Raw genomic sequence first — 17,813 nt, 5'->3', positions numbered from 1 at the left:
ACGACCCTCTTACTCCCCCGTCACCTCAAGCAAATGCCCGCCCGACTTCTCGGGCTCAGGCTTAGGCGGATAGTAGTCATAGCCTTTAGTCCACGGCGTATCATTGCCCTTGGGTTGATGCTTTTTGTAAAACGCTAAGAAATCAGACCAACTTAAAGCCTTGGAGTACAACCACCCTTGTACGAAATCCACCCCGTTTTCACGTAAGTAATCCGCTTGCTCTTGAGTTTCTACGCCCTCGGCCACCATTACTAGCTTTAAACTCTTCGCCATCTTAATGATGTGCAAGACCACTGCGCTGGATACCGCACCTGTGCCTATAGAGCGAATAAATGCCTTATCGATTTTGAGCACATCCACCGGTAACGTCTGCAAGTACTGCAGGCTAGAATAGCCCGTACCAAAGTCATCAATGGCGACCACAAAACCATCATCGCGAGCCTTAGTGAGCGTATCTCGGGCTGCTTCTATATCCATGCTCACCCGCTCGGTAATCTCTAGCCACAACTGCTCGGCCTTCACGCCTTGCTCTAAAAAACTTTCGCGCATCACTGGCAAAATACGACCACTACGCACATCGTGTGAGCTTAAGTTCAAGCTAATGTGCAAGCGCCTATCGGCAATCAGAGCATCACCCACCTCGACGACGACGCGATCCACCAATAAGTTGGTCAACTCGATGATCTGGCCACTTTTTTCCGCCGCTGGCACAAACTCTTCAGGGCTAATCCACCCACCATCGTCACGTCTCCAGCGCATTAATGCCTCGGCTCCCACACAGGTGCCACTTTCTAGGTGCATGATAGGTTGGTAATGCACCTCTAACTCACGTCGACGCAACGCCAAACGTAAGGCTGCCGTCAACGAGCGCGGTTTTAACATCAGATACAACGTGAGCAACAAACTCAACATTGCTAACATCAGCATGGTGGGCATCATGCTGTCTTTGTGTTCTTGTAAATAGCTAATGAAACTCTGTCTGGGCACCAAGGCTAACGCCAACCAATTACCATGCTGCTCTAATGCTGAAATATACCGGCCATCCTGCCACGGGGGGCCTGGATTGAATGCATAAGCTAGTACATCCTGCGGGAACGATGGCGACGCCGCCACCAATGAGCCATTGAGTGTCGCTAGCGCAATAAAAGCGGGACGCTGTAAAAACATATCCATGAAGCGCCATTCACGCACCATGGCCTCGTATTGCCCATAACGCACCAACAATACTTTTTCACCGCCTTCTTCACTCAGCTCTATACCTGCTGTGACCTCCAGCCCGCCATCTGTACCAAAATTAACATCTTGTATCCCCATGAAAACATTATCTTGTCCCCATAAGACACACTTGCGGCCATCTGGCAACGTGTAAGCTACTTCTTGTATTGCTGAAGAATTAACGGCCACTTGACGCATACGCTCCATATGCGCCGGTGAACAGGGTTCTACCTGATAAGAAGCCAGCGCTTTTAGCGCATCCTCGGCGGCACGTAAGGTGTCATCAACGCGCATCACCACTAGATTATCTACGTTACGCAACCGCTGTTCTTCGTTGTATAGACTGAGTTGCCATGACAAAGTGGCAAAGAGCAAAGGAGGAACTATGGCGCCCAAGCCAAGCATGGTCATCCTGATCAGCGCCGCTTTATAACGATGCATATCGGAATCCCAAAAGTGAAAAAGAAAAAATGGAAAATATATCTGAGCAGAAACAAATACGCCTGTGCATTACTCAATAAACCACAATCTAGACTACCGTTTTTTTCTGTCTGTTGCTAAATTTAATCGCTACTATTTATATCAGCCGATAATGCTGCTACCTTGCCGCAACACGGCTTTCTTCGTACCATATTGCACATATTCGGTATAGTGATCACCACATACCGTTTCTTATTTTTGCCCTTCCCTTTTTCATGACTAGCACCCTTTTCCAGTTATTAGGCGGTATAGGTCTGTTCCTGATCGGTATGTCCATGCTTACTGACGGTCTGACGACATTTGCCGGGAATTCTTTACGCCAAGCCTTAGCTCGTTTTACTGGAACGCCCTTTCGCGCCTTTACATCCGGTGCGTTAATTACCATCCTGCTGCAATCCTCTACGGCTACAACGGTGACCTTAATCGGTTTTGTCAGTGCGGGGTTAATCAGCTTTACCCAGGCCATTGGCGTGGTGATGGGAGCCAGCTTGGGGACTACTGGTACGGGGTGGATCATTGCGACCCTTGGCCTAAAAGTCAGCCTAGGGCTGTATATGCTGCCATTAATTGGCATAGGTGCTTTTATCAAGCTACTGGGGCGAGGCCGCTGGCCCGCCTTGGGCATCGCTATGGCTGGCTTCGGTATGCTGTTTGTGGGGATTGATACCCTGCAATCCGGTATGACAGGCTTAAGCAGTATGCTGAATTTAGAATCACTGCAACCGGATAGCTGGTGGCACCGCATTCTGATTATGCTGATCGGTACCGTCATGACGGTAATTTTACAGTCGTCTGCGGCCATGGTAGCGGCCACCTTAACCGCATTAGATGTAGGTGCCATCAGCTTTGAACAAGCCGCTATTCTGGTAATTGGTGCTGCCATCGGTACCACCATGACTGGGGTGCTAGCGGCCATTGGTGGCTCTATTCTTGCCCGACGCACTGCGCTCACCCACGTATTGTTTAACCTGTCTAGCGGGTTAATTGCGTTGGTGATTCTACCCTTGCTGCTGTGGCTCATCGACGCTATGCAAACCTACATGCATCTGCAAGCGGGTGCCGTGGCGCTAGCAGCTTTCAACACCCTATTTATTGCCGTAGGCGTAGCTATCTTTTTACCCAATGCCGCACGCTTTGCGCGCTTAATGGAACGCCTGCTGCCTGAAAAAGAAAACACCCTAACTAGCCAGTTGGACGACTCACAACTTCAAGTACCCGAACTGGCCTTAGGCTCTATGCACAAAACCTTAGTGTTGCTGTCGAACGAGCTATTTGCTGTGGGCCGCCAATTGTGCACCATGCCCACCGAATCACCGTTAAGCCCTATAGAGCGCCAGCGCCTACACAAAGCGTTGGATGACTCCCAAGAGTTTTTTGCCAGCATACGCTTAACCGACGAACACGATGCCTTAGTACCTACGCATTTGGCTCAAATGCATGTGCTGGATCACTTATTGAGGCTCTATGGCCGTACCGTCAATGTACGTTTAACGCCTATAGAACACGTACCAGCTATCATGCAAGAAGCGTTAAATAGTACGGACCACCTGCTGCAACTCGCCATACGTGGCTTATCGGGGCAAGCCGAGCCTGGTTGGCTACAAGTACTCGCCCAACAAAATGAAGCGCTGGGCCAATTTCGCCAACAAGCTCGTACGCAGATCATGGCTGAAACCGCGAACGGCTATAGGGACTCCGCACAAGCGTTGCATATCTTGGATTCCATGCGTTGGTTAGAACGCATCGTGTACCATGTCTGGCGTATCTGCCACTACCTGTACACCGAAAACCCTGCCGTGGTAGAAAGCAGCACCGATATTGAGCCGGCTTAACCCTCTACTTACTCGTGTACTGGCAAGGCGGTGGAGTATTTGATGACTTCCATCGCAAAGCTAGAGCTGACATCGTGTAAATCACAAGCTTGGATCAGCTTTTTATAGACCGCGTCGTAGCCCTGTATATCGTCTACGATGACGCGCAATAGATAATCCACATCACCACTCATTCTATATGCCTCCACAATTTCAGGAATATCCTGAACCGATAAGGCAAATTTCTTGATCCACTCTTCATTATGGTGATTCGTGGAAACTTTGACAAAAACCGTAGTATTTAAGCCTAGTTTTTCAGGATCACACAGTACTACTCTTTTCTGAATAACCCCTTCTTCTTTTAGTTTTTGTATACGTTTCCAACAGGGGGTACTAGACAAACCCACACGCGCTGCAATTTCGCTAATCGCCACATCAGCGTCCTCTTGTAGTATTTGCAAAATTTGCCTATCAATAATATCCAATTTTCTATCCTTAAAATAATCAATATTAATGATTGGCAACGTTGCGTTTTAACTCAAATCTTTTGCCCACCACTTACTTCAATGCGCTGTGCGGTAATCCACTTAGCCTCATCGGTTGCCAAGAACGCGACCACATCGGCAATGTCACCGGGTGCACCTATGCGTCCTAACGCAATACTGCTGATAGCACGCGCAGCCGTTTGCGCATCAATGGGACTCATGGCTGTTTCGGTTAACCCAGGAGCCACCGTATTAACGGTAATGCCTCGCGGCCCTAGCTGAGCCGCCAATAAGCGCGTCAATGCTTCCAAACCTGCTTTTGCAGGTGCATACACAGCCATTTCTGGAAAGGCCATGCGTGTACCCATAGAAGAAATATTGATGATCCGCCCCTGATCGCGCAAACGGGGCAACATGCATTGTGTCAGAAAAAATGGGGCTTTTAAATTCACCATTAGTGTCAGATCAAACTGCGCTGACGTCACACTTTCAATTGGCTCTCGTTTCAATACACCCGCATTATTAACCAAGATATCCAATCTTGATTCGCCATACTCTTCGGTCACAATTTTATCAAATTGTTCTTGAATATCGTATGGTCCTTTTTCATGGGATAAATCGGCAAAAATAGGCGCAGCTTTTCCGCCTTCGGCTTCTATGCCCTCGACTAACTGCATCAGAGCCTCTTTTGAACGGTGCGCATGCACACATACAAAAGCCCCCAATTTTGCCAGTCGTAATGCAATTTGATAGCCAATGCCTTGGCTGGCTCCAGTAACCAGAGCCACTTTACCTTGTAGCTGCGCCATGAGCGTATTCCTTAGTCGTTAGGGTTGCACAATCACTTTGCCAAATGCCGAACGGTTTTCAAGTGCAGCAAATGCTTGGGCGGTATCTTCTAGGCGATATCGCATATCTACGGGTGGGTTTAAATCACCTTTTTCCACTAGTGCTAATAACGCATGCAAGTCTTCACGCATCCAACCGTTTGAACCCAATACAGTGAGTTCAAAGGTCCAGATGTAGCGCAAATCGGTTTTGGGATCGAAACCCGCCGTCGCACCACATGTTAAAAGCTTGCCGCCTTTTTTCAGCGATTTAATAGACGACACCCACGTATCACCACCCGTGAAGTTCACAATCATGTCCACGCCACCACTACCATTAATACGCGGCTTACCTACGTGTTCATGCAGACCTTTAAGAAAATCTTGCTCTTTATAATTAATGCCATGATCCGCACCCAACTCGCGCAGTTTTTCCAGTTTGTCGTCGCTAGACGCGGCCACAATGACTTCGGCACCACTCAGCTTGGCTAGCTGCACGCAGCACGTACCCACACCACCGGACGCACCCAGCACAAACACTTTTTTGCCTTTAGCACTGCCGTCTAGTGGCAAACCACCACGCGTCACCATCATGCGATAGGCCGTACCGTAAGCCACTGGCAACGCCGCAGCTTGTTCGTAGCTCACGCTATCAGGTAGTGCAATCAGTTGCGTGGCAGGCACTTTGCAGTACTCTGCCAACCCGCCGTCTACCGTTTCACCCAACAGTTGGTAAGGGTTTAACACCAAGGGGTCTACTAATACACGGTCGCCCACTTTCCAACCTTCTACACCAGCCCCCACCTCGGAAATGCTGCCAGCCATATCAATACCCATAATGATGGGCATAGGCACCGTAATACCTGGCATACCACGTAAGGTAAACAGGTCGTGATAGTTTAGTGAACACGCCCCCACTTTAATAATGACGTGCCCGGCTTCTACGGTAGGAGTAGGCCAGTTAGCTTCGAATGTAATTTGTTCAATGCCCCCGTGGGACTGTATAACTTGTGCTTTCATCGTTCCCTCACCACTAGAGAAATGTTATTTGGCATAGCCTACGGCCATTTTTTTAATGCTCAACTTGTCTAGCTTGTTATTCGCCAGTAAAGGCATGTCATCAATAAAGCGCACATGACGCGGGTATTGGTAAACAGGTCCATTGCTTAACGCAAATTGCTTGATGTCTTCTTCGTTAATGAGCGATGCATGACGCTTCACCACAAAGGCCGCTGGCACTTTCCCCTTAATAGGGTCTGATACAGCTACGACGGCCACTTGCACCACATCGGGATGTTTCATCAACAGTTTTTCTACATCGCTGGGGTAAATGTTTTCCCCACCGCAGACAAACATGTCGTCTACCCTACCTACAAAGTAGAAAAAACCATCGTCGTCACGGCGCATCACATCGCCGGTTTTGTACCAGCCGTCCTGCAAGGCTTTGGCCGTTTCATCGTCGCGGTTTAAGTAGCCCGGCATGACAGCACGACTGCGTACCCACAACTCGCCTTCCTCGGTGTTATCCGCACCCAAACGCACTTCCACATCAGTAATGGGATGCCCCAACGACAAGGCTGGTCGCGTCAGGCCATCAGGATGCGGTCCGAACACAGCAGGACCCGTTTCAGTGGTACCCCAGTTGTTGTTCACGGTGGCATTGGGGAACAAGGCACTCACACTACGATGCAACTCGTCTGTAATAGGCGAAGAACCCATTGCCACACTCACTACCGAACTGAAGTCATAATGCTTGGGGGATTCCTCCAGCGCTCGTAATGCCATGGCCAACATAGTAGGTACTGCCGTTACCACTTGGCAGTGGTGATCTTGGCAGGCCTGCAAAAAGCTGTGTGCCGTGAATTTCTTCAACAACACCAAGGTGCCGCCATAGGAGGTCACCAGCTTGGACAGGAACAACGCATTCATGTGCGACAACGGTGCAGCACACAACACTTTGGCCTGACTAGTCTGGAAAAACTCGCCCCCATTCACACGCATTTTTTGCAGTGCCCACACATAGCCACCATGGGTTAGGGGCACCCCTTTAGGTACCCCGGTAGAACCCGAGGTGTACAAAATGGTTGCTGCATCGCTAGGCTGCTGCTCCACTACCCCTGCGCTGGCATGAGTCTGACTAACCGTGGTTAATAGCGGAGGCAAACTACTGTGTGCCACACCTTCCGGCAACAAGTGAGCAAACTCGTCATCACACAGTACCGTCTGCACAGCCGCATCACGCACAATGTAGTGAATAGTTTCTGGCGCCAACTTAAAACCAATGGGTACGGCGCAGTAGCCCGCTTGCATGATGCCGTAATAGGCCAGCAAGTATTCGGCACTGTTTAGTCCCATCAGCCCTACACGCGCACCGTGAGGCAAGCCTTGCTGCTGTAAGAAGCCTGCAATCTTAGCGGCCTGGTTTCGTAAGTCTTGGTAGCTAAACACACGCTCTTGGCCTTGTGCATCTACCTCAATTAACCAAGCCTGCTGCGGGTCGACGTGTTCAGCAATGGCTCCACCCAGATTGCTACTTTGTGGAAATTGTTTCGTAGACATAACTTAGCCCTTTTGCGCGCTGTAGCAGCCGCGACCAATGGCCGTCAATCTGCCTTGCTCGTCGTACACATCCACATCTGCTACCCCTACCGAGCGCCCCACACGACGGGCAACGGCTTTAGCAATCAGGTATGGGCCACCGGATGGGCGAATAAAATCGACGCGGAAGTTAATGGTAGGTACAGCACCGCCCACACTTAAGGCAACCGCCAAATCACCCGCGGTATCAATCAATGATGCGATGGCACCACCGTGAAACTGCGTTGCAGCTTTATCGCGAGCTAAATTCGGTAACAGCGGCATTTTCATGTCCACCGACCCCGCTTCCACATTCAAATCTACCACTTCCATGCCACAACTTTGGATGAAGGGTGATTCTTCAATTAGGCTATCGAAGAGTTGACGCAATTCTTGACTCATAGTGTTCTCCTGTTCTTACTGTTTGCTGTATTTCCAAAAAACCAAACGGTGATGCAAGACCCTGACTGAAAACGCCAGTAAGGTCGCTAAAAGTGCCAGCACAAACACAGCTGAAAACATGGCTGTTGCATCAATATCGTAGGAAGCAGCCCGCAGGTAATACCCTATCCCTGCTTTGGCGGCCAAAAACTCCCCCACCACACACAAGATGAAGCTCAAGGCTGCGCAAACCTCTAGGCCACTGAACACATAATCCAGAGCCGACTTAATTTTCACTAAAAACACAATGCGCCAACGCCCACCCCCAAATGCTTTTGCCATGTCTACGAGTTCAGACGACACAGCGCGCATTCCCGCCACCGTATGAATAAACATGACAAAAAACGTACCAATGGCCACTAACGCAATTTTTGACGCCAACCCTATGCCAAACCACACGATGACTAAGGGTGCGATAGCCACTACCGGCATAGCCTGTAAGGCCTGCACGATGGGGTGAAACACGCGATACAGGGTTTCCACTTCGCTCACTACAATGCCAAACAAAAAACCCAAGCTGGCACCTATAACTAACCCCACCAAGGTGGCGATCACCGTGGCAACGAAATGGGTTTCAAACCATCCTTGCCCACCCCATGCCGCCACGTTTTTAAAAACGCTAATGGGGTCTGGCATCAACGTGGGATTCGCCACTACGTACGTAGCCAGGTAATACCAACCTGCCAGCAATATCAACACGCCAACAATGGGAAACACCGTCCGCTGCCAGCGAGGCGCGTAAAAATAGTTGTCACTCATTAGCGTTGCCCCCCTTCCCAGAACACCAGCTTTTCTTTGGCATAGGTAAGCAAAGCGCCACCCACATAGCCCAACACACCTAACAACACCATGGCTGTCACCGCTGTTGTGGTATCTAAGGAGTTCGCCGAGTTATCTATTAAGAACCCTGCCCCGCCCATCCCCACGATGAATTCCATTACTACACACCCCACCAGTGCGAAACCCCAACCCACTTGCAATCCCGAAATGATGGAACCTGCCGCATTCGGTAAGCAGCAATGCCAGTACAGTTTCAGTGCATTGGCGTTTAGGCTTTTAAACAGGTCTAGCAAGACAGGTGGCGTGGCACGTATACCTACAAAAGTGCCTACAAAAATAGGGAAGAAACAAATCAGTGCCACCAATACCACCGTGCTTTTTGTTTCGTACCCTAACCACAGCAAAATCAACGGTGCGATGGCTACTTTAGGCACAGCTTGCAACACCACCACCACGGGGTACATCAACAGCTCTACCCGCTTGTACATAGCCAACACACTGCCAAACCCTATCGCTAGAACCGTACCTAACAAAAATCCTAAAACGGTACTTTGCAAGGTTTGTGATAAATGCGGCCACAGGTCTGCATCCTTAATCAACCCGTGATAAATACGCTCCAACACGGCTTCTGGACCTGGAAAGACGCGATTGGGGATATGAAACAAGGCAATCACGCAGTACCAAATCACAAAAAATGCGACCACTGGCAATAGCGGCAATAGCACTCTTTTCAACGCTTGGTTCATGAGCACTGCTCCCTCACTTACTCGTGATCATCGAAAATTGATCGCAGGTGGTTAGACATAGCGATAAATTCCGGGCTGTATAAGGTGTCGATGCTACGAGGACGAGGAATGTCTATCTTCACGTCGGCCACAATTTTGCCGGGCCTGCCACTCATCACCACAACACGGTCAGATAAGAAAACTGCTTCCTGAATGGAGTGCGTAATGAACAGTACAGATGGCTTTTTCTCTAGCCAAATACGCTGCAGCTCTACCATCATGTTTTCGCGAGTCATGGCGTCTAGCGCTGAAAACGGTTCATCCATCACCAGCACCGACGGGTTACGTATTAACGAGCGAGCAAGCGATACCCGCTGTTGCATGCCACCAGATAGCTCGAAGGGGTAACGATCGTGAAACCCTTTTAGCCCTACCAGATCCAGTAGGTCACGTGCCTGCTCTTGATGCAGACGCGGTGACTTACCCGTTAAGCTCATGGGTAGCAACACGTTATCCAGTGCTGTTTTCCATGGCAGCAATGCTGCCTGTTGGAAAGCCACCCCCACGTCGTCCCGTGCCCCTTTAATGACTTGGCCGTTAAACTCCACCTGACCTGCAGTAGGTTTTAACAACCCTGACACCAAACGCACCAACGTAGACTTACCGCAGCCTGAAGGCCCTAACACCGACACAAATGAGGAAGACTCTACTGATAAGTTCAACTTATCCAGAGCCAACACCTCACCACGTTTACTGGGATAGCTGACAACAATATCTTTCAACGTTAACGACATGACTCAATCCTGACTGTTGGTCTTAGTTAGGTAGCTGCTGCACTGTTTTGCGCACGGCTTCCGCATCAAAATTGTTGATACCTTCAATGAAGCGGTTGGTGTAGAGCGTTTCCACATCAAAATCGGTAGTAGAAATCTGCTCACCTTCGTGCAGTTTCTGTACGAATTTTTCCCAATCAGCTTTGTTGTACTGACCAAAGTTTTCTTTGATGTCGTACAAACCAATGATGTTGTAGGTGCCGTCATTCACTGCCGAGAAGGTATCCACCCACTTGGCTTCGTTTGCCGCATCAGGCCTAGAACTTGGGTCTACTTGCCAGTAGGCTTTCACGCACTTCTCGGTGTCCGTAGCGCACGCTACAAAGGACTTCGCAATGGCACGGCCCATACGTTCTACCAACTCGGGGTTGGACTGAATCAGTTGCTCGCTCGTCGCTACGCCGTTAGCAAACAAATTGGCGAACTCTTCAGGAATAGGCAAACGACGAATGGCGGTGCCGTCTTTTTCCATCATCACGTTTTGCGGTGCAGGCAGATTCAGCGCATCAACACTACCGGACTTCATACGCTGCCACGCGGCAGGGCCCACACCCACGGGCATCACTTGCACGTCTTTCATCCAGGTCACGCCCGCATCGCCCAGCATCAGGCGACTCATAGGCAAGTTGCCCCAGCTCAACGCACCCACACCCATTTTCTTGCCTTTAAGATCGGCCAAGGTTTTGATGTCGCTGTCGGCTAATACCGTGATCTCAAAAATATTGCGTGGGTAGAAGTTATAGAAAAACTGAATAGGGAATTTTTCATCTTTAGCCGCCGCAATCACCGATAGATCGGGGCTCATAATGCCGAACTCTACCGAACCGTTAGCTACCTGTGGCAGCAATACGGCAGTACCTTGTACCGATACGTATTCCAGCTCTAGGCCTTCTTCTTTGAAAAAGCCCAAGGTATCACCAAAGGGAATGGCCGCTTCTACTGCTGACCATGCGGGTGGAAAACCTATACGTACTTTTTCTAAACCGTCTGCTGCGTACACATTGCTGCTGGCTAACAGAGCTAAACCTACTGCGATTTTTTTCATGACTAACACCGCCTCTTTGGAGGAATTTGTTTACTGTGACAATTTCAAGGGAGCTGAATAGCACCCTGTGGCGACTGAATTTTGATCTTCAGTTCTGGTTGTTCTGCGTAGATGACGGGGATAGACACCCCCAAGGCATTCCACAATTGCTGCACTACATTGGGTTCAGGATGAGCCGCCTCGCAGGACAGCAAACTAAACTGATCTGTTAAGCGCTCTGAAGGGTGCTGTGCGTCACCCCAATCAATAAAATAAGGGGCTAATACTCCTAACGCGTTGGGCCTAGGAATCAATAAATGCCAATGCAACATTTCGCCGGTTTGGCTTTCACGGGATAACGCCACCACATCCGCCTCTATACCTACTGCAGCATAGGCTGCCGTTAACGCATCAAAGTCAGATAAGGTTGCTCGCACAATAAACCGGTGTAATGTGGGTTGATGTAGCGCCTCTAGCTCACTGCGCAACACACTGCTCGCGTCCGACTGCTCATCGGGGGCAATCAACTCCACATACGGGCTAGACCCGCCGCCTATTAGCTGGTTGTACGTACCAAACGAACGGTGTTTTCCACCTGTTTCAGCACTTAAACCCGCTTTTAAGGCGAAAGCTTCCGCTAGAGGCGGCAATTTCTTGGCGCCAAACATAAAATGATCAATTTTTCGCATGATGTTTTCTAGTTCATACTGTGCAGTGCACGTTCACTAATACGTAGTCCTTCTTGCAGGACATCTTGTCGCCACGCAGAGGCTAACGGACAAAACGCATCAAAAGCTTCTGCCTTTAAACGCTCTCGTTCGGCATCACTGAGGCTAGTGTCAAAACGCAGTCGGTTATCGGCTTGCAGACCGCTAATGGTGTATTCGGGTGGTGTAGTACCAAACTCAATCACGGCCCCTACAAAACGCGCTTCACCCACAAAGCTGCGTACACCGTTAAACACCAAGCCTGAATATTTAGGCCGTTCGCTGCCATCAAAACCGGCTTTGGTTTCTATATTGTCTTGGCCCCACATGTCGCAGCATTCGCGCCATTCGCTACTACCCGGCTCGTTAAAGCACAGATAAAACGCTTGACCGTACTCTCCAAGGCCAGTGTGCCAATCAATAAACACCACCTTGTCTTTATGCTGCAGAAATTTCTGGGCTACATTTTCTAACGCGTGGTTTGACCATTGGCGGGCATTACCGCCATAAATCAACCCTTCCGCAATGTCGTATTGCCCATCGAACAACGCACGGAAAAAATTGTTTTTCCCCTGTTCAGAAATCCATTGCTGCAAGGCGTGAGCGTTTGCTTGCTGCTGCTGTGGCGAGGTGGCACCGCACAACAACGGATGTATTTGGGCATACAGTGGGTTGGCGGGCGTGGGGGTAGAAAAATCGATGAAGTTTCGGTTTAGGTCTACGTTGCGTTCGTTAGTACGCAGCATGTATGAAAAACCATAGGGATTCACTGCATGCACTAACACTACGGCAACCCCAGTAGGCAAGGCTATGGTTTTATTACCCACTGCATCTAAAAAAGCCGTGAGCAATGCCGACGACGCATAGCCTTCTAAACCATGGGTTCCGCACAGCATTACCAGCACCTGCTTCGCATGTGGATCACCAATGTATACGGCGTCCTGCGTTAGTGTTTCACCCGTTGCACCTAGATAACCTGGTAACTCTTGGCTAAACACTCTGGTTTGTGCCACATTTTTTGCTGCTGCCAAAAATGCGGATCGTGCCTCGTCATAACTCTGAGAGTAATAGTCGAGCATGCTGCTTCCCCCTGCCTACTGCTTAATAAACATCACCAATACTTTTTTTAGTTATGAAAACTGCAAAAAGTATTACAAAAATTTATCACGCCTAAAGGTAAGTCCCGAACGAGGAATTATGTATATGCTTATAGCGACTTACCAGTTTCGCCTAGACCTACACCATGCCGATGCACGATTTACGCCGCGTAGCGACGCATCTGCACAAAGGCTTGCTGCAGATCGTTGATGAGGTCTTCGATGTTTTCTAACCCCACATGAATCCTGACTAGCTGCCCTTCTTTGGGGTAGTCATCATGGATATGTGATGCAGGTCTGGCCACCAAAGGCACCACCAAGCTTTCAAACCCCCCCCACGACAAACCTATACCAATAATGCGTAGGGAATCAAAAAACACCGCCAACTTTTCTTCAGGCATGGGCTCAAATACAAATGAAAAAAGCCCTGAAATATCACGAAATAAGCGCTTGAAAGTGGCATGACCGGGGTGTGACTCTAAACCCGGACAACACACTCGCTGCACCTCTGGTTGTTGCTCTAACCAACGCGCCACACTTAAGGCTGACTGCCCATGTTGGCGCAACCGCACATCTAAGGTACGCAACCCACGTAATGCCTGATAGAGATCATCAGGTGATGCTGTCTGCCCAAAACGGGTGACCGAGTTGGACAACACATCCCAGGCTTTCTCTGTACATGAGGCCACACCCATAATGCAATCTGAGTGACCACCTATGTATTTACTCACGGACTGAATAGAGATATCCACACCGTGCTCTAGGGGCTTAAACAACAAAGGTGTAGCCCACGTGTTATCCATCAACACCATGGCGCCGCGCTGGTGTGCGGCATGTGCGAGCTCATCAACATCGCACATTTCAAACGAAATAGATCCTGGCGCTTCTAAGTACAAAGCACAGGTGTTTTCCTTAAACCGGCTCAATACATCTTCTGTTTTCAGGCTGGAAAAAAACTCTACCTCTACCCCCAACTGCGTCAGTACATTTTCTGCAAACTCACGCAGTGGCCAGTACACAAAATCCGTCAACAACACATGGCTGCCCGGTTTACATACTGCTAACAACGAATGTGTGCAGGCTGCCAAGCCGGAAGGAAAACAAAATGAGCGATATGCCCCTTCTAATTCAGCGATAGCTGATTCGAATGCCGCGGTGGTTAACGTGCCAAAACGTCCATAGTTGGCTTGTGGTTTGGCGTTAAACGGCAACTTCGCCCGCTGCCGCCACTGCGCTAGGGTTTGAGCCAGCACCGTCGTACCTCGCACTATAGGTGGGTTCACGTACTGCAAAGAGGACTCCCCTCCCCGGCCTACCTGCGTCAACATAGTCTGCGTAGAACTTCCTGATTCACCCACTTTTTTCTCCAGAAAACAATTCTTGTGAAATTTCACTTAGTAGAATAATTTACTAATATTTATTAATTATGTGGTTTATTTTTCGTTAATTAATACTAATAACAAAATTTCAACAAAACAACCCACATTAGGGTAATCCTATACGCATGACACCACCGTTCTACGTGTGCACCACACTCAAGAACCGTAGAAAAAAAGGAATACAGGGGATAAAGACGAAAAAAAGCAGCAGATGGTAGAACCTTCTGCTGCTTCATCGTGTACCTGCGTTGACACAGGTATAGAGGTAATACGGCGCGTTATGAGGCCAGCTTCATCATCACCAAGCCAGACACAATCAGCACAGCGGCAATAATACGCATCGCGCTGGCGGGCTCGCCCAGTAAGGTTAACCCCAGAATAAATGCTCCTACAGCACCTATACCGGTCCAGATGGTATACGCCGTGCCCAATGGCAACGTACGCATGGCCACCGCCAACAACCCGAAGCTAATAATCATGGCAACAATCGTTACCACCGATGGCCCTATGCGCGTAAAACCATTGGATAGCTTCATGGAATATGCCCAGACTACCTCGAACGCACCCGCAAGAATTAACAAGAACCATGCCATTTGGCTTTCTCCTAAAAAGCCGGGCCGTCCCGGAAAACACTACACGCTGGATGGTGAGAGGTCGTCCTCTAAAAAAATTTTATCTGTAGGGGGGTAATGCTACAAGTTACGCTGGCTTTTTGACCACACTTTTTTTTGTAACCAGGCCTGCCCATTTACCAAAAATACGCCAACCAACACTAAGCAAGCTCCTAACAAAAACGATTTTTCTACTCGTTCATCCAGTAGCCATGCCCCCAACACTAGCCCGAATATAGGCGTCATAAAAGTCAGTACGCCTAATCGCGCAGCTAAATAACGCTCTAGCAACCAAAACCAAATGAAATAGCTCAGCAACGACACCAGCACAATCTGAAAGAGCATACTCAGCCCTAACGTAGCACTGGGCGTAATCGTGGTCTGCCCTGTCCCTAGGACAAAGGCCAGCACTATCACAAAGGTTAGCCACATCTGACAAAACAACACCTGCGTCACCGGTGCCGTTTTAAGTTTGGTGGTACGTAGCACAATGGTTGTGCCACCCCATAACGCCCCTGCCGCCAAGGCGAATACATCACCTAACCAACTTAATGGATGAGCATCTGACGCTGGAACCGCACCACTGAAAGCAGGCCACAAAAAAGCGAGCGCTATGCCCGCAAACGCTAAGCTTATTCCTATCCATTGCAGGCGATTTAAGCGCTCATCAGGCAAAAAGCCATGCAGGCCAATAGCGACAAAGATGGGTGCGGTATACAGAAACACCACAACGTGAGAGGTGCTGGTATAGCGTAGTGCTTCAGCAATAAGCAGAAACTCTAGCCCAAATAAGGAGCCCACCACTAACCCAGAGCGTCCAAACACACCTGGCAGCCATGCGTCGTGCAGCCAACACCTGTGTATAACAAAGATGAGTACAGCCACCACCCCAGAGCGCAACGCTACTTGCAAGGCAGGTGCCATGTATTCGGCGGCACCTTTAAGTGCAATTTGCTGCATTGCCCAAATCAGGCACAACACCACCATGATGGATACTGCTGAGCCATCAACTGCTTTTCTCATTTTGATGCCAAACCTTGCTCACAATCTAATGCTTCATGGTAGCGATTTGGCATCAAAGAGATATAAAGTGAACACCCACTTTACTTAGCGCACAACCCTCATCTACAGCCTGTGGACAAGGCCACACTCAGCAATTACGCGAGTTTCAAGATTGAGGCACCCAGCACAATAAACCCAATACCTACGTATCCAGAGCGGTTCAAACGTTGTTGGAAAAACACGCGACCAGCCATGGTTGTCAAGAAGATACCGGTACCACCCCACAACGCATACGCGATAGACAAATCAATGCCCTGTACAGCTTGCGAAAGTGCAGTGAATGAAAGAAGAATACTGGCTATACCAAGAAACCCAACCCAGCGCTTCTTAAAACCATCTGAATATTTGATGAATATGTTAGCGGTCACTTCCAAAAGGATAGCGGCCAACATGAAAAAATAGTGAATCCATTCTGCGTTTTGCATGGTTTATGACTCCTCCACCTGATGTGGAACACCGAGATTCACCAGCATCACACCTACTAGTAATACGCCCATACCAACCAGCTTTAGCGTACTAACTTGTTCACCGAAAAATCGGAATCCGATAAAAGCAATGGCGATCAATCCAATAGTTTCCCAGGTGGCATACGTCAGGGCCATTGGTAGATACTGCATCGTCGTTGCTAAAAAATAAAAAGACAAGCCAATCATGGCATACATGAACAACAGAGCTTCCCAAGATCCAGAGTCGGAAACCAGCTTCATGGTGGTCACACCACTTATCTCTGCTGCTATGGCTGCCAACAGGAACAGCCAAGGTTTGACTAACACGATAATCCTCAAATAACGCGGAACACGGGGCTATTCTCCTCTCTCTATATGAAAATCCAAAGATGACTCCCATCTATTTTTAAGATAGCATCAAGGTATGCAATGGAGCCTAGAACAACTTCGACAATTTGTGGTCACTGCCGAGCAGGGATCAATCAGCGCGGCGGCACGACATTTGGGCAAGGCCCAATCGGCCGTTAGTACCGCTATTTCCCTGCTGGAAGCTGACTTAGGCGTAGAGCTATTCACACGTAGCGGACGCAGCGCCCAGCTCACTGAGCCAGGGCGCGTGCTGCTCATGGAAGCGCGTGAACTCTTGCGCCAAGCACAAGAACTAGAACAACGCGCGCAATCGCTCGCTGCAGGGGACGACGCGTCATTGTCTCTCGCCTTAGACGAAGCCTTACCCTACACCGCAATACGCACGTTAATACGCGAAATTTCTGATAGGTTTCCACAGTTAGAACTCACGTTGTTAAACGGCACTGCCGCCGAGGTAGCCGGCTATGTGGAGCAACAACGTGCGGACATTGCCTTTCACTACGACCGTGAAATGCTGCATGACTGCTTTGATCAGCGCCACATTAGCACTGTGCCACAGGGGATTTTTGTCGCCAGCGGTCACCCGTTATTGCAGCAACAACCCGTAAGTCGTAAGGACCTGATGCAATATCGCCAATTGGTAATGCATACCGATGGCGACGAAGAAACGGCCTACAGCACAAGGCTGTGGCATTCAGATAGTTTTTACAGTATTGCCGAGATGGTGGCCGACGATGTGGGTTGGGCGATTTTGCCGCTAAACGTGGCGACGGACGACAGCTACCCTAAACCACTTAAGCAAGTACACTGCCCGTCCCTCACTCTGCCGCTATTATCAGTGCGTATGTTGTGGCTACAGGGGCAAGCCCTCAACCCAACAGCCCGTTGGGTTGAGAAACGCTTTGCCGAGCTACTCAAACGCCCGGTATAGCACTATTGCCATA

Annotated in this window: 19 protein-coding genes; 2 read left to right on the top strand and 17 right to left on the bottom strand. The window is 49.4% G+C overall.

Features of this window, described 5'->3' with window-relative positions; all coding sequences use genetic code 11:
• Positions 1 to 9: 9 nt before the first annotated feature.
• Complete coding sequence (locus GY634_RS02195; protein WP_166406926.1) at positions 10 to 1,656, bottom strand: EAL domain-containing protein; 1,647 nt, start codon at positions 1,654 to 1,656, stop codon at positions 10 to 12.
• Between the two features lie 254 nt (positions 1,657 to 1,910).
• On the opposite strand from GY634_RS02195, the gene GY634_RS02190 reads away from it, so the two are divergent.
• Complete coding sequence (locus GY634_RS02190; RefSeq protein WP_166406925.1) at positions 1,911 to 3,527, top strand: Na/Pi cotransporter family protein; 1,617 nt, start codon at positions 1,911 to 1,913, stop codon at positions 3,525 to 3,527.
• A gap of 8 nt (positions 3,528 to 3,535) precedes the next feature.
• On the opposite strand, the gene GY634_RS02185 is transcribed toward GY634_RS02190, so the two are convergent.
• The 16 genes from GY634_RS02185 to GY634_RS02110 form a co-directional block, all read right to left on the bottom strand.
• Positions 3,536 to 3,991: an Lrp/AsnC family transcriptional regulator gene (locus tag GY634_RS02185; protein WP_166406924.1), complete on the bottom strand. Its 456-nt coding sequence runs from the start codon at positions 3,989 to 3,991 to the stop codon at positions 3,536 to 3,538.
• A 53-nt stretch (positions 3,992 to 4,044) separates the two neighbouring features.
• The gene (locus GY634_RS02180) at positions 4,045 to 4,800 is read right to left on the bottom strand and encodes an SDR family NAD(P)-dependent oxidoreductase (protein WP_166406923.1); all 756 of its coding nucleotides are present in this window, start codon (positions 4,798 to 4,800) and stop codon (positions 4,045 to 4,047) included.
• A gap of 18 nt (positions 4,801 to 4,818) precedes the next feature.
• Positions 4,819 to 5,838 (bottom strand): zinc-binding dehydrogenase, encoded by a 1,020-nt coding sequence (locus GY634_RS02175; RefSeq protein WP_166406922.1) that lies wholly within the window; start codon positions 5,836 to 5,838, stop codon positions 4,819 to 4,821.
• A 24-nt stretch (positions 5,839 to 5,862) separates the two neighbouring features.
• The gene (locus GY634_RS02170) at positions 5,863 to 7,377 is read right to left on the bottom strand and encodes a class I adenylate-forming enzyme family protein (RefSeq protein WP_166406921.1); all 1,515 of its coding nucleotides are present in this window, start codon (positions 7,375 to 7,377) and stop codon (positions 5,863 to 5,865) included.
• A gap of 3 nt (positions 7,378 to 7,380) precedes the next feature.
• Positions 7,381 to 7,797, bottom strand: coding sequence for a PaaI family thioesterase (locus GY634_RS02165; protein WP_166406920.1), 417 nt, complete (start codon positions 7,795 to 7,797; stop codon positions 7,381 to 7,383).
• A gap of 15 nt (positions 7,798 to 7,812) precedes the next feature.
• Positions 7,813 to 8,595: an ABC transporter permease gene (locus tag GY634_RS02160; RefSeq protein ID WP_166406919.1), complete on the bottom strand. Its 783-nt coding sequence runs from the start codon at positions 8,593 to 8,595 to the stop codon at positions 7,813 to 7,815.
• The gene (locus GY634_RS02155) at positions 8,595 to 9,362 is read right to left on the bottom strand and encodes an ABC transporter permease (RefSeq protein WP_166406918.1); all 768 of its coding nucleotides are present in this window, start codon (positions 9,360 to 9,362) and stop codon (positions 8,595 to 8,597) included. Before GY634_RS02155 ends, GY634_RS02160 begins: the two co-directional genes overlap by 1 nt.
• 17 nt (positions 9,363 to 9,379) lie before the next feature.
• Complete coding sequence (locus GY634_RS02150; RefSeq protein ID WP_166406917.1) at positions 9,380 to 10,135, bottom strand: ABC transporter ATP-binding protein; 756 nt, start codon at positions 10,133 to 10,135, stop codon at positions 9,380 to 9,382.
• Between the two features lie 22 nt (positions 10,136 to 10,157).
• Positions 10,158 to 11,219 (bottom strand): ABC transporter substrate-binding protein, encoded by a 1,062-nt coding sequence (locus GY634_RS02145; RefSeq protein ID WP_166406916.1) that lies wholly within the window; start codon positions 11,217 to 11,219, stop codon positions 10,158 to 10,160.
• 44 nt (positions 11,220 to 11,263) lie between these two features.
• Positions 11,264 to 11,887: a VOC family protein gene (locus GY634_RS02140; protein ID WP_166406915.1), complete on the bottom strand. Its 624-nt coding sequence runs from the start codon at positions 11,885 to 11,887 to the stop codon at positions 11,264 to 11,266.
• Positions 11,888 to 11,895: 8 nt separating this feature from the next.
• Positions 11,896 to 12,984, bottom strand: a complete 1,089-nt coding sequence (locus tag GY634_RS02135; protein WP_166406914.1) for a DUF2817 domain-containing protein — start codon at positions 12,982 to 12,984, stop codon at positions 11,896 to 11,898.
• Positions 12,985 to 13,163: 179 nt separating this feature from the next.
• Positions 13,164 to 14,360, bottom strand: coding sequence for a cystathionine beta-lyase (gene metC / locus GY634_RS02130; protein WP_242683578.1), 1,197 nt, complete (start codon positions 14,358 to 14,360; stop codon positions 13,164 to 13,166).
• A 299-nt stretch (positions 14,361 to 14,659) separates the two neighbouring features.
• On the bottom strand, positions 14,660 to 14,974 hold the full coding sequence (locus GY634_RS02125) for a DMT family transporter (protein ID WP_166406913.1): 315 nt from the start codon (positions 14,972 to 14,974) through the stop codon (positions 14,660 to 14,662).
• Between the two features lie 99 nt (positions 14,975 to 15,073).
• Positions 15,074 to 16,015 (bottom strand): DMT family transporter, encoded by a 942-nt coding sequence (locus tag GY634_RS02120; RefSeq protein WP_341352803.1) that lies wholly within the window; start codon positions 16,013 to 16,015, stop codon positions 15,074 to 15,076.
• A gap of 134 nt (positions 16,016 to 16,149) precedes the next feature.
• Positions 16,150 to 16,479 (bottom strand): multidrug/spermidine efflux SMR transporter subunit MdtI, encoded by a 330-nt coding sequence (mdtI, locus tag GY634_RS02115; protein WP_166406912.1) that lies wholly within the window; start codon positions 16,477 to 16,479, stop codon positions 16,150 to 16,152.
• A gap of 3 nt (positions 16,480 to 16,482) precedes the next feature.
• Positions 16,483 to 16,827, bottom strand: coding sequence for a DMT family transporter (locus GY634_RS02110; protein WP_242683577.1), 345 nt, complete (start codon positions 16,825 to 16,827; stop codon positions 16,483 to 16,485).
• A gap of 97 nt (positions 16,828 to 16,924) precedes the next feature.
• Here GY634_RS02110 and GY634_RS02105 point away from each other — a divergent pair, with 97 nt between their 5' ends.
• Positions 16,925 to 17,800: a LysR family transcriptional regulator gene (locus GY634_RS02105; protein WP_166406911.1), complete on the top strand. Its 876-nt coding sequence runs from the start codon at positions 16,925 to 16,927 to the stop codon at positions 17,798 to 17,800.
• Positions 17,801 to 17,813: the final 13 nt, after the last annotated feature.

The sequence above is a fragment of the Paenalcaligenes suwonensis genome (assembly GCF_011290505.1).
GTDB classification, from domain to species: Bacteria; Pseudomonadota; Gammaproteobacteria; order Burkholderiales; family Burkholderiaceae_B; genus Paenalcaligenes; species Paenalcaligenes suwonensis.
Note: the sequence above shows the minus strand (reverse complement) of the source record. Positions and strands in the feature narration are given on the sequence as shown.